The organism is Streptomyces sp. NPDC041108 (genome assembly GCF_055592645.1).
Genome location: NZ_JBVIYK010000005.1, coordinates 304,315 through 316,758 on the forward strand (window position 1 = coordinate 304,315; position 12,444 = coordinate 316,758).

Annotated in this window: 9 protein-coding genes; 6 read left to right on the plus strand and 3 right to left on the minus strand. The window is 71.8% G+C overall.

Annotated elements, in window-relative coordinates; genetic code table 11:
• Positions 1-158 precede the first annotated feature (158 nt).
• The gene (ileS, locus tag ACZ6BB_RS17085) at positions 159-3,302 is read right to left on the minus strand and encodes an isoleucine--tRNA ligase (RefSeq protein WP_471615969.1); all 3,144 of its coding nucleotides are present in this window, start codon (positions 3,300-3,302) and stop codon (positions 159-161) included.
• Positions 3,303-3,951: 649 nt separating this feature from the next.
• Between ileS and ACZ6BB_RS17090 the strand changes: the two genes are divergently transcribed.
• The 5 genes from ACZ6BB_RS17090 (at position 3,952) to ACZ6BB_RS17110 (ending at position 8,651) form a co-directional block, all read left to right on the plus strand.
• Complete coding sequence (locus ACZ6BB_RS17090; RefSeq protein WP_471615970.1) at positions 3,952-4,797, plus strand: TraR/DksA family transcriptional regulator; 846 nt, start codon at positions 3,952-3,954, stop codon at positions 4,795-4,797.
• Positions 4,798-4,878: 81 nt separating this feature from the next.
• Entirely contained in the window at positions 4,879-5,493 is a 615-nt protein-coding gene (gene lspA, locus ACZ6BB_RS17095; RefSeq protein WP_471615971.1) for a signal peptidase II, read from the plus strand.
• Positions 5,494-5,569: 76 nt separating this feature from the next.
• On the plus strand, positions 5,570-6,514 hold the full coding sequence (locus ACZ6BB_RS17100) for an RluA family pseudouridine synthase (RefSeq protein WP_471615972.1): 945 nt from the start codon (positions 5,570-5,572) through the stop codon (positions 6,512-6,514).
• Positions 6,511-7,038 carry a GNAT family N-acetyltransferase gene (locus tag ACZ6BB_RS17105; RefSeq protein WP_471615973.1) on the plus strand — a complete coding sequence of 176 codons (528 nt, stop codon included), beginning with the start codon at positions 6,511-6,513 and terminating at the stop codon, positions 7,036-7,038. Before ACZ6BB_RS17100 ends, ACZ6BB_RS17105 begins: the two co-directional genes overlap by 4 nt.
• Positions 7,039-7,064: 26 nt before the next feature.
• Positions 7,065-8,651, plus strand: coding sequence for a Na+/H+ antiporter (locus tag ACZ6BB_RS17110; RefSeq protein WP_471615974.1), 1,587 nt, complete (start codon positions 7,065-7,067; stop codon positions 8,649-8,651).
• 166 nt (positions 8,652-8,817) lie between these two features.
• On the opposite strand, the gene ACZ6BB_RS17115 is transcribed toward ACZ6BB_RS17110, so the two are convergent.
• Positions 8,818-9,942, minus strand: coding sequence for a mechanosensitive ion channel family protein (locus ACZ6BB_RS17115; RefSeq protein WP_471615975.1), 1,125 nt, complete (start codon positions 9,940-9,942; stop codon positions 8,818-8,820).
• A 38-nt stretch (positions 9,943-9,980) separates the two neighbouring features.
• Between ACZ6BB_RS17115 and ACZ6BB_RS17120 the strand changes: the two genes are divergently transcribed.
• A complete protein-coding gene (locus ACZ6BB_RS17120) occupies positions 9,981-10,631 on the plus strand; it encodes a dienelactone hydrolase family protein (protein WP_471615976.1) in 651 nt (216 codons plus the stop codon).
• A 25-nt stretch (positions 10,632-10,656) separates the two neighbouring features.
• Here the strand turns inward: ACZ6BB_RS17120 and ACZ6BB_RS17125 are convergent, their stop codons facing one another.
• On the minus strand, positions 10,657-12,333 hold the full coding sequence (locus tag ACZ6BB_RS17125) for an alkaline phosphatase D family protein (RefSeq protein ID WP_471615977.1): 1,677 nt from the start codon (positions 12,331-12,333) through the stop codon (positions 10,657-10,659).
• Positions 12,334-12,444 lie beyond the last annotated feature (111 nt).

Here is a 12,444-nt window from a genome sequence, read left to right on the forward strand (position 1 = left end):
TTTGCCGTGCGCGTCCGTGGATGTCCGTGCGAGGCCGGGGCGGCCGGGGCGCCCGTTCGGGCGGGGGCGCACATGTGCGGCGTACACGACGCCGAAGGCCCGGAGCACCGATCCTTCTCGGTGCCCCGGGCCTTCCGGGTGCCTGGCGGGGCTGTCGGTCAGACCTTGCGCAGACGGAAGGTCAGCGTGAGGGCCTCGTCCGTGAAGGGCGAGCCGTACGCGGCGTCGGCCTCACCCTGGGCGAAGTCCGTGGCGAGGACCTCGTCGGCGATCAGCGGCGAGTGTTCGGCCAAGGCCGCGGCGACCGCCGGGTCCGTGGCCGTCCAGCGCAGGGCGATACGGTCGGCGACGTCGAGGCCGCTGTTCTTGCGGGCCTCCTGGATCAGGCGGATCGCGTCCCGGGCCAGGCCCGCCCGCCGCAGCTCCTCCGTGATCTCCAGGTCGAGGGCGACCGTGGCGCCCGAGTCGGAGGCCACCGACCAGCCCTCGCGCGGGGTCTCCGTGATGATGACCTCGTCGGGGGCGAGGGTGACGGTCTCCCCGTCGACCTCGACCGAGGCGGTGCCCTCGCGCAGGGCGAGGGACAGGGCGGCCGCGTCGGCGCCCGCCACGGCCTTGGCCACGTCCTGGACGCGCTTGCCGAAGCGCTTGCCCAGCGCGCGGAAGTTGGCCTTGGCGGTCGTGTCCACCAGGGAGCCGCCGACCTCGGAGAGCGAGGCGAGCGAGCTGACGTTCAGCTCCTCCGTGATCTGCGCGTGCAGTTCGGGGTCGAGGGAGTCGAAGCCCGTGGCGGCCACCAGGGCGCGCGACAGGGGCTGGCGGGTCTTGACGCCCGACTCCGCGCGCGTGGCGCGGCCCAGCTCCACCAGGCGGCGGACCAGGACCATCTGCTTCGACAGCCCGGGGTCGATCGCGGAGAGGTCGGCCTCCGGCCAGGAGGCCAGGTGCACGGACTCGGGTGCGTCCGGGGAGACCGGCACGATCAGGTCCTGCCAGACCCGCTCGGTGATGAACGGGGTCAGCGGGGCCATCAGCTTCGTGACCGTCTCGACGACCTCGTGCAGGGTGCGCAGCGCGGCCTTGTCGCCCTGCCAGAACCGGCGGCGCGAGCGGCGCACGTACCAGTTCGACAGGTCGTCCACGAACGCCGAGAGGAGCTTGCCGGCGCGCTGGGTGTCGTACGCCTCCAGGGCCCCGGTCACCTGGTCGGTGAGGGCGTGGAGCTCGGACAGCAGCCAGCGGTCCAGGACCGGGCGGTCGGCCGGGGCCGGGTCCGCCGCGCTGGGCGCCCAGTTCGACGTGCGGGCGTACAGGGCCTGGAAGGCGACCGTGTTCCAGTACGTGAGGAGGGTCTTGCGGACGACCTCCTGGATCGTGCCGTGGCCGACGCGGCGGGCCGCCCAGGGGGAGCCGCCGGCGGCCATGAACCAGCGGACGGCGTCGGCGCCGTGCTGGTCCATGAGCGGGATCGGCTGCAGGATGTTGCCCAGGTGCTTGGACATCTTGCGGCCGTCCTCGGCGAGGATGTGGCCGAGGCAGACGACGTTCTCGTACGAGGACCTGTCGAAGACCAGGGTGCCGACCGCCATCAGCGTGTAGAACCAGCCGCGGGTCTGGTCGATGGCCTCGCTGATGAACTGGGCCGGGTAGCGGGACTCGAAGAGTTCCTTGTTCTTGTACGGGTAGCCCCACTGCGCGAACGGCATCGAACCCGAGTCGTACCAGGCGTCGATGACCTCCGGGACGCGGGTGGCGGTGGCACCGCAGCCGCCCTCGGGGCACGCGAACGTGATCGCGTCGATGAACGGGCGGTGCGGGTCCAGCTCCGACTGGTCGGTGCCGGAGAGCCGGCTCAGCTCCTCGCGGGAGCCCACACAGGTCAGGTGGTTCTCCTCGCAGCGCCAGATCGGCAGCGGGGTGCCCCAGTAGCGGCTGCGGGAGAGCGCCCAGTCGATGTTGTTGTTCAGCCAGTCGCCGAAGCGGCCGTGCTTGACCGAGTCCGGGAACCAGTTGGTCTTCTCGTTCTCCTGGAGGAGACGGTCCTTGACGGCGGTGGTGCGGATGTACCAGGACGGCTGCGCGTAGTAGAGGAGCGCGGTGTGGCAGCGCCAGCAGTGCGGGTAACTGTGCTCGTACGGGATGTGCCTGAAGAGGAGGTCGCGCTGCTGGAGGTCCTCGGTGAGCCTTTCGTCCGCCTTCTTGAAGAACACGCCGCCGACGAGGGGGACGTCCTCCTCGAAGGTGCCGTCGGGACGGACCGGGTTCACCACGGGCAGGCCGTACGAGCGGCAGACCTTGAGGTCGTCCTCACCGAAGGCGGGAGACTGGTGGACCAGACCCGTACCGTCCTCGGTCGTCACGTACTCGGCGTTCACGACATAGTGCGCCTCGGCCGGGAACTCCACGAGCTCGAACGGACGTTGATAGGTCCAGCGCTCCATCTCGGCGCCGGTGAAGGTCTGGCCGGTGGTCTCCCAGCCCTCGCCGAGCGCCTTGGCGACGAGCGGCTCGGCGACGACGAGCTTCTCGCTGCCGTCCGTGGCGACCACGTAGGTGACCTCGGGGTGGGCGGCGACCGCGGTGTTGGACACCAGCGTCCATGGCGTGGTCGTCCACACCAGGAGCGCGGCCTCACCGGCGAGCGGACCGGAGGTGAGCGGGAAACGGACGTACACCGAGGGGTCGACGACCGTCTCGTAGCCCTGCGCCAGCTCGTGGTCCGACAGACCGGTGCCGCAGCGGGGGCACCAGGGGGCGACGCGGTGGTCCTGGACCAGCAGACCCTTGTTGAAGATCTCCTTGAGCGACCACCAGACGGACTCCACGTACTCGGGGTCCATGGTCCGGTAGGCGTCGTCGAGGTCGACCCAGTAGCCCATGCGGGTCGTCAGCTCGGTGAAGGCGTCGGTGTGCCGGGTCACCGAGTCGCGGCACTTGGCGTTGAACTCGGCGATGCCGTACGCCTCGATGTCCTTCTTGCCGTTGAAGCCGAGCTCCTTCTCGACCGCCAGCTCCACGGGGAGGCCGTGACAGTCCCAGCCGGCCTTGCGGGCCACGTGGTAGCCGCGCATCGTGCGGAAGCGGGGGAAGACGTCCTTGAAGACGCGTGCCTCGATGTGGTGGGCGCCCGGCATGCCGTTGGCGGTGGGCGGGCCTTCGTAGAACACCCACTCGGGGCGGCCCTCGGACTGCTCCAGGCTCTTGGCGAAGATCTTCTGCTCGCGCCAGAAGTCGAGCACCGCGTGCTCGAGCGCGGGCAGATCGACCTGGGCGGGCACCTGGCGGTACGTCGGCTCTGTCATGAGCGGGCTTCCTCCAACGGACTTGCTGCCTTCCGTCGGAGGGACGAGAGCTTCGATCCTTCGTACGCCGTGTGCGGCGCGCTCCCGCGGTACCACCCTCCTTGGCTCCCCCGCGCGCCGTACGCGCCGGTGAGCCCCCTCATTGGGGTCGCGATACCGGGTCTACTGGTCGTGCCCCGTGCGCGGCGGCAGGGGGTGCGGCTTTCTTCCGGCGGCTCCGGGGTGATCTTCACATCGCGCTCGCCCCCGGGCTTCCACCGTCCCCGGGTCGCTCTGGGCTGCGTACGACGCTACTCGTCCCCATCCACGCTTCTCGCTGCGCCCAGTGTACGGCGCCGCGCGGGCCGCGGCCGACCGGATTTCCGGGGCCGCGGCAGGGGCGCGGTGGGGCTCTCGGCCGGTTGCGCGGCCGGGGCCGCGGTGACCTGCGGGGTGACCCGAATGGAGCGGGCCGCGCGTCCGGATCCTGGGACGTCCGCCGGGGCGGAATACCCGGCGGGGAGCTGGGCACAACGCTTGCAGGCTCGTCGCGCGACGGCCGTGAGGTGGGAGAATCGGGTGGTCTGCCCCGTTGCCGAGGGACTCAGGTCGATTTATCGTCCCAGCACGATTCGCGTGCAAGATCACCATATGTGAAGGGGCCGCGGCCATGGTGGCGAAGAAGACCGCCGTACAGCAGCCGGCGTCCGGCAGATCCACGGTGGCCTCCGGCGGCGGAGGCGAGGGCACGAAGGCCGCGGCGGTGAAGGCGGCCGGCAGGAAGACGGTGGCGAAGAAGGCGGTGGCGAAGAAGACGGCGGCCGGGAAGACGGCCGTGAAGAAGGCCGTCACGAAAGCCGTGAGGAAGGCCACGACCGGGAAGACGGTGGAGTCCGGCGAGACGGCGGCGGCCGGGAAGAGCGCGGGCAGGAAGAGCACGGCGAAGAGCGCGGCCAAGAGCCCCTCTGCGAAGAAGAGCACGGAAAAGAAGGCGGACGCGGCCGAGGCCGCCGAGACGACGGGAGCCACGACAGTGGTTGCGAAGAACACTCCTGGTACGGCTACGGCGGCGAAGAGGAAGCCCTCCGCCGTCCCCAAGGCGCGGCCCGCGGCGGTGGAGCCCGGCGAGCTGGCGGTACGGCCCGGTGAGGACCCCTGGAGCCCGGACGAGGTCGCCGAGGCCCGCACGGAGCTGCAGTCCGAGGCCGTGCGGCTGAGGGCCGAGCTGGAGGCCTCCGAGCGGTCGCTCACGGGCCTGATGCGGGACTCGGGGGACGGCGCCGGCGACGACCAGGCCGACACCGGGGCCAAGAACATCACGCGCGAGCACGAGCTGTCGCTCGCCCACAACGCGCGCGAGATGCTCGACCAGACCGAGCGCGCCCTGGACCGGCTCGCCTCCGGTACGTACGGCCTCTGCGAGAACTGCGGCAATCCGATCGGAAAGGCGCGGATGCAGGCGTTCCCCCGGGCCACGCTCTGCGTGGAGTGCAAGCAGAAGCAGGAACGCCGGTAGCGATGACGGCCTGAGCCCCTGGTCCGTGAGGGTCGTGTCGTACCTTTGTCCTCAGTCAGGAACCTAGGTTGAGGGACTCACGTGGCAGAGGCGGAGCGCATCATCGGTACGCCGGACATCCCGGACCGGGCGGGGGCCGACCCGGAGCAGTCCGACGACGGGAGCGGTGCCGCGGCGGCGGAGCGGGCCGACGCGGCCGCCCGGCCGCGCGGCAAGCGCCGCATCGCCGTGCTGTTCGGGGTCGCCGCGCTGGCGTACGCGCTCGACCTGGTCAGCAAGATGATCGTGGTCGCCAAGCTGGAGCACCACGAGCCGATCGAGATCATCGGGGAGTGGCTGAAGTTCGAGGCGATCCGCAACGCGGGTGCGGCCTTCGGTTTCGGCGAGGCGTTCACGATCATCTTCACGGTGATCGCGACGATCGTGATCGTGGTGATCGCCCGGCTCGCCCGCAAGCTCTACAGCCTGCCCTGGGCGATCGCGCTCGGCCTGCTGCTCGGCGGCGCGCTGGGCAACCTCACCGACCGGATCTTCCGGGCGCCGGGTGTCTTCGAGGGAGCGGTCGTCGACTTCATCGCGCCGAAGGGGTTCGCGGTGTTCAACCTCGCGGACTCGGCCATCGTGTGCGGCGGCATCCTGATCGTGCTGCTGTCGTTCCGGGGGCTCGACCCGGACGGGACCGTGCACAAGGGCTGAGGACGCCCGTGCCGCGCCGGGGAGGTTGTCCACAGGCACGGTCGGGCGGCTCTCACCCGTCCGGCATACTCGACGGGTGAGCACGATTCCCGAGATCCGTACCCTGCCCGTGCCCGACGGCCTGGAGGGCGAGCGTGTCGACGCCGCCATCTCCCGCATGTTCGGCTTCTCCCGTACCAAGGCGGCCGAGCTCGCCGCCGCGGGGAAGGTCACGGTCGACGGGTCGGTGGTCGGCAAGTCGGAGCGGGTGCACGGCGGGGCCTGGCTGGAGGTCGAGATGCCCCAGGCGCCCGCGCCGGTGCAGATCGTCGCCGAACCGGTCGAGGGCATGGAGATCGTGCACGACGACGACGACGTGCTGGTGATCGTCAAGCCGGTCGGCGTGGCCGCGCACCCCAGCCCCGGCTGGTCCGGGCCGACCGTCATCGGCGGGCTCGCCGCCGCCGGCTACCGGATCTCGACGTCGGGCGCCGCCGAGCGCCAGGGCATCGTGCACCGGCTCGACGTGGGCACCTCGGGACTGATGACGGTCGCCAAGTCCGAGCGGGCGTACACCTCCCTGAAGCGCCAGTTCAAGGAGCGGACCGTCGACAAGCGCTACCACGCGCTGGTCCAGGGGCACCCCGACCCGACGAGCGGCACCATCGACGCGCCCATCGGACGGCACCCGAACCACGACTACAAATGGGCCGTCACCGCCGAGGGCAAGCCGTCGGTCACGCACTACGACCTGGTCGAGGCGTTCCGGGCCGCCTCGCTGCTCGACATCAAGCTGGAGACCGGCCGCACCCACCAGATCCGCGTCCACATGTCCGCCCACCGGCACCCGTGCGTCGGCGACCTGACGTACGGCGCCGACCCCACGCTCGCCAAGCGCCTCGGCATCACCCGCCAGTGGCTGCACGCCGTGCGGCTCGGCTTCGAGCACCCCGGGGACGGCAGCTGGGTCGAGTTCGAGAGCGACTACCCCGCGGACCTGCAGCAGGCCCTCGACACGGTGCGGGAGGAGACGTACGCGTGAGTCCCGAGCCGGTGCCCGTGTCCTTCGAGGTCCGTGTCGCCGACGGTCCCGGCGACCGGGCGGCCTGCTTCGCGGTGCGCAAGGAGGTCTTCGTCGTCGAGCAGGGGGTGCCGGAGGACCTGGAGTACGACGCGTACGACGCCGGGGCCGTGCACGTGCTCGCCGTCCGGGAAGACGGGACGCCCCTCGGGGCCGGGCGGCTGCTGTACGGGGAGGCCGCCGCCGGGAAGACCGGTGGGGCTGCGGGAGTGGGGTCCCTCGGGCGGCTCGCGGTCGTGGCGGAGGCCCGGGGGCTGGGTGTCGGGGTCGCGCTGGTGCGGGCCGTCGAGGACGCGGCGCGCGAGCGCGGGCTGACCGCGGTCGACCTGGGGGCGCAGACTCACGCGCTCGGGTTCTACGAACGGCTGGGATACGCGGCGTACGGGGCGGAGTTCCTGGACGCCGGGATACCGCACCGGGCGATGCGACGGTCGATTCGGCGTTCGACGGTGCGGGTGGGGCACCCTGAAGATCCGGCGTCTTGATCGTCTAGCACCAGCGGAGCGCCCCCATGGATCAGTTGGCCCTGTTCTTCGTCCTCCTGGTCGGAGCCGTGGTCAGTGTGCCGGTGGGGGAGCGGCTGAAGCTGCCCGCGCCGGTGCTGATGACACTGCTGGGCATCGCGCTCGCCGTACCCGGGTTCGTGCCCAATGTGCAGATCCCGCCGGAGCTCATCCTGCCGCTGCTGTTGCCGCCGTTGCTGTACGCGGCGGTGCGGCGGACCTCCTGGCGGCAGTTCACGGCGAACCTGCGGCCGATCCTGCTGCTGGCCGTGGCGCTGGTGTTCGTGACCACCGCCGCGGTGGCCGCCGTGGCGCACGCGATCGTGCCGGGTCTGCCGATCGCGGCGGCCCTCGCGCTCGGCGCGCTCGTCGCACCGCCCGACCCGGTCGCGGCGACGGCCGTGGCGGGGCAGCTCGGGCTGCCGCGCCGGCTGGTGTCCATCCTGGAGGGCGAGGGGCTCTTCAACGACGTCACGGCCATCGTGCTCTACCACGTGGCCATCGCCGCGGCCGTCAGCGGATCCTTCTCCTGGCCCCACGCCGCGCTCCAGCTCGTGCTGTCGGGGGTCGTCGCCGTCGCCGTGGGGATCGGGCTCGGCTGGGCCGCCAACAAGCTGATGGACTTCCTCGAGGACGCGACGCTGCAGATCGGGCTGACGCTGCTCGTGCCGTACGCCTCGTACGTGACGGCCGAGGAGCTGCACGGGTCGGGGGTGCTCGCGGTGCTCACGACCGCGCTGTTCCTCGCGGAGTACGCGCTCGGGGCGGACGACGTCCTGACCCGGCTCGCCGGGCACACCGTCTGGGACGTCGTGGACACGCTCGTCACCGGCGTCGCCTTCGGGCTGATCGGGCTGGAGCTGCACAACGCGATCCGTACGGCGTCCGGGCGGTGGCAGGAGATGCTCGGCTGGGCGGCCGCCGTCGTGGCCGTCGTCGTGCTCGTCCGGCTGGCCTGGCTGCTGCCGGCCACCTGGCTGGCGCGCCGGTTGCACGCGAAGCGGGACTACGACGAGGAGATCCCCGTGTCGTGGCGCGAGACCGTGGTGATGTGGTGGTCGGGGATGCGGGGGGTGGCGTCCGTGGCGCTCGCGCTCGCGATTCCGCTGGAGACCGAGAGCGGGGCGCCGTTCCCCGACCGGGACGAGATCGTGTTCATCGCGTTCGGGGTGATCATGGCGACGCTGGTGCTGCAGGGGCTCACCCTGCCCGCGCTGGTGCGGCGGTTGGGGGTGCGGGCGGACGAGGGCGCCGAGAAGGAGTTCGAGAAGGCGCTGGCCGTGCGGGCGGCGAAGGCGGCGAAGCGGCGGCTGAAGGAGATCGAGGAGACGGAGGAGCTGCCGGAGGAGATGTCCGAGCGGTTGCTGCGGCGGGCCTTCGAGATCGGGGTGCGGATCAGTCCGGAGGTGGGGGAGGACGAGCGGCGGGAGGGGCACGAGCAGCGCGTGCGGCGGCTACGGCGGATGCGCCGGATCCAGGGGGAGATGCTGAGCGCGGCCCGGCACGAGGTGCTGGCCGCGCGGAGTGAGCCGGGGGCGAACCCCGAGGTGGTGGATCGGGTGCTCCGGCATCTGGATGTGCGCAGTCTGCGGTGAGGTGCCGGGTGGGGGTGGCTGAGGGCGCTCGCCGCCAGGTCTCCCACCCGCGCACCGCCCGCGGGCCCGCCGCCCTCGCCGTTCGTCCGCGGGTCGACGGGCGCGCGGCCGCGGGCTCGGTGTCGGTCCTCCGAGCCCGCGGCCATGACGTTCCATCCCCTGCCGGCTACCCCCTGCCCGTCGGCCTCGGCGGCTCGTGGACGCGGCTGCGGGGCAGGCGGGGGACACGGCCGTCGGCGTGAGCGTCGGGGTGGCCCGGGGGCAGGACCGCGTCGGCGGTGTTGACGCGGGGGAGGGCGTAGGGGTGGGTCTCGGTGAGCCAGTGGATCAGCTGCTCGCGGACGGCGACGCGGACGGTCCACAGGTCGTCCGGGTCCTTGGCGGTCATCAGGGCGCGCACCTCCATGGTGGAGGGGGTCGAGTCGGTGACCGTCAGGTCGTAGTAGCGGCCGTCCCAGGCCGGGCAGGAACGCAGGATGTCCCGGAGCCGGTCGCGCATCGCGGGCAGCGGTGCGGCGTGGTCGACGTGGAGGAAGACCGTGCCGGTCATCTGGGCACCGCCGCGGGACCAGTTCTCGAAGGGCTTCGAGGTGAAGTACGAGACCGGCATCGTGATGCGGCGCTCGTCCCAGGTGCGGACCGTCAGGAAGGTGAGGGTGATCTCGTCGACCGTCCCCCACTCGCCCTCCACCACGACCACGTCACCGAGGCGGACCATGTCGCCGAAGGCGATCTGCAGCCCGGCGAAGAGGTTGCTCAGGGTGGACTGCGCGGCGATACCGGCGACGATGCCGAGCAGCCCGGCCGAGGCAAGCAGCGAGGCGCCGGCCGCGCGCATCGCCGGGAAGGTCAGCAGCATCGAGGCCGCGGCCACCACCCCGACGATCGCCGAGACCACCCGCATGATCAGCGTCACCTGCGTCCGCACCCGGCGCACCCGGGCGGCATCGCGGTGGGCGCGGGCGTAGCGGCTGTACGTCGTCTCCACGATGGCCGCCGCGATCCGGATCACCAGCCAGGCCGCGGCGCCGATCAGCACCAGCGTCAGGCTGCGGCCGATGGTGGTCCGGTGCTGCTCCAGCAGCTGCGCCTCGTCGTACGACGCTCTGAGGAACGCCGCGCACAGGACCAGCTGGTAGGGGATGCGACCGCGGCGCAGCAGGCCCCACAGAGGTGTCTCGTGGTGCCGCTGGTCCGCTTTGCGCAGCAGCAGGTCGGTCGTCCAGCCGATGAGCAGCGTGAGGACGACCGAGCCACCGATGACGATCAATGGGCGGAGTAGATTCTCCATGCCTTCGAACGTAACCGGCCTCGCGGGGTGATGAACATGTGACTTCCGACGCCTTCGGGGTACGGGCGTCGGGACCGGTCGGCGGACCGGTTGTCCGACCCGGCTGGCACGATGGCCTCATGAACATCGTGCTCTTCCACTCGACCTACGGATTGCGGCCCGCGGTGCGCGGGGCCGCGGACCGGCTGCGCGCCGCCGGACACCAGGTGTGGACCCCCGACCTCTTCGCCGGGCGGACGTTCGACACGGTCGAGGACGGCATGGCCTTCAACGAGGAGCTGGGCAGGGAGGAGCTTCTCAAGCGGGCGGTCCTGGCCGCCGCGCCCTACTCGGAGCGAGGGCTCGTCTACGCCGGGTTCTCGCTGGGCGCCGCGACCGCCCAGACCCTGGCCCTGGGCGACAAGAACGCGCGGGGGCTGCTGCTTCTGCACGGCACCTCGGACATCGCCGCCACCGCGACCGTGGACGACCTGCCCGTCCAGCTGCACGTCGCCGAGCCCGACCCCTTCGAGCCGGACGACTGGCTGAGCGCCTGGTACCTCCAGATGCGCAGGGCCGGCGCCGACGTCGAGGTCTACAGATACGCCGGGGCCGGCCACCTCTACACCGACCCCGAGCTGCCGGACTACGACGAGGAGGCGGCCGAGGCCACCTGGCGGGTGGCGCTCGGCTTCCTCGAAACCCTCTAGGGCCGCGGCCCCGGGTTCCCGCGCTCTACACGGGGTCGTACGTCCGCTCCACCTTCTGCGTCCCGCTCCGCGTCCGGTACGAGCGCGCCCAGGACGACGTCGCGTCGGCCTTCGTACGGTCGGAGAGGACGTAGAAGTCCATCTGCGCCCGTGCGGCGGTGATGTCCAGGACGCCGTAGCCGTGCCGGTCGGTGTCGACCCAGTGCACATGCCGGTTGGCGGCGCGGATCAGCGGGGAGGCCAGCGCGGACACGGTGCCCTCGGGGACCTTCACGAGGTCGTCGAGGTTGTCGGAGGTGACCGAGGTGACGACGAACTCGGTGGCCGCGGAGGCCGACAGCGGGTACGTCCCGGCGTTGACGGGCACGTCGTTGGCCCAGGCCATGTGGATGTCGCCGGTGAGGAAGACCGTGTTGCGGATCGCGTTCTGCCGCAGGTGGGCGAGGAGTTCGCGGCGGTCGTCGGTGTAGCCGTCCCACTGGTCGGGGTTGAGGGCGAGGCCCTCCTTCGGCAGACCGAGCAGCTCCGCGAGGGGCTCGAAGAGGTCCGCCGTGAGATTGCCGAGGGCGAACGGCGCGATCATCACCGAGTTGCCGACCAGCCGCCACGTCGTGTCGGACGACGTCAGCCCGGCCTTCAGCCAGTCGAGCTGGGCCCGGCCGGTCAGCGTGCGGTCGGGATCGTCGACCTCGCCGTCGCCGACGCCCACCTGCTGCGAGCGATAGGACCGCAGGTCCAGCAGCGAGAGATCGACGAGCTTGCCGAAGCGCAGGCGGCGGTAGGTGGTGCCCGCGACCGCCGGGCGCACCGGCATCCACTCGAAGTACGCCTGCTTGGCCGCCGACTGCCGGGCCGCCCAGGCGCCCTCCGTGCCCTCGGTGTGGTTCTCGGCACCGCCCGACCATGCGTCGTTGGCGATCTCGTGGTCGTCCCAGATGGCGACGACCGGCGCGACCGCGTGCAGGGCCTGAAGGTCCGGGTCGGTCTTGTAACGGCCGTGCCGGATCCGGTAGTCGGCGAGGGAGACGATCTCGTGGGCCGGCGCGTGCGGCCGTACGACCTTGCCGCGCGTGGCGTACTCGCCGGTGCCGTACTCGTAGATGTAGTCACCGAGGTGCAGCCAGGCGTCCAGGTCGCCGCGCGCGGCCAGATGGCGGTAGGCGGCGAAGTGGCCGCCCTCCCAGTTGGCGCAGGAGACCACGCCGAAGCGCAGGTTGGCGGTGGCGGCCTCGGTGGCCGGGGCGGTGCGGGTGCGGGCGGCGGGCGAGTCGGTGCCGTCGGCCGAGAAGCGGAACCAGTAGTCCGTGGCGGGCGCGAGGCCGCGTACGTCGGCCTTGACGGTGTGGTCGGAGGCGGCGGTCGCGGTCGTCGAACCCTTCGCGACGATGTTCGTGAACGCCTTGTCCAGGGCGACGGTCCAGCCGACCTCGACGTCCGGGCCGAGACCGGAGCCGGGTGTCGCGGCGGCGGTGGGCGTCACGCGGGTCCACAGCAGGACACCGTCGGGCAGCGGGTCACCGGAGGCGACGCCGTGCAGGAAGGCGGGGGACTCCGCCGCGTGCGCCGGTAGGGCGGCGGCGAGCGGCGCGGCGAGAACGGCCCCGGCGGCGGCCGCCTTGACGACCGTACGGCGGCTCGGGGCGGCCGAACCCACGGGCTGGGCAGGGGAGTCGGGGCTGGAGTGAGATCTGCGACTGGTCACGGCCGATGAGATTACTGATCAGTAGGGCCGGGGGTAAGGCAGAAGCCCGAATTCCGTGCGAAGTTCGGACGATCGTTCGCCGCGCGTCGGGTGAGGAGGGGCGAGCGGTGA

What these genes read in the sequence shown, in the direction of transcription:
- ileS (WP_471615969.1), bottom strand. Translation starts at nt 3,302, where the DNA reads ATGACAGAGCCGACGTACCGCCAGGTGCCCGCCCAGGTCGATCTGCCC.
- ACZ6BB_RS17115 (WP_471615975.1), bottom strand. Translation starts at nt 9,942, where the DNA reads ATGGAGAATCTACTCCGCCCATTGATCGTCATCGGTGGCTCGGTCGTC.
- ACZ6BB_RS17090 (WP_471615970.1), top strand. Translation starts at nt 3,952, where the DNA reads ATGGTGGCGAAGAAGACCGCCGTACAGCAGCCGGCGTCCGGCAGATCC.
- ACZ6BB_RS17110 (WP_471615974.1), top strand. Translation starts at nt 7,065, where the DNA reads ATGGATCAGTTGGCCCTGTTCTTCGTCCTCCTGGTCGGAGCCGTGGTC.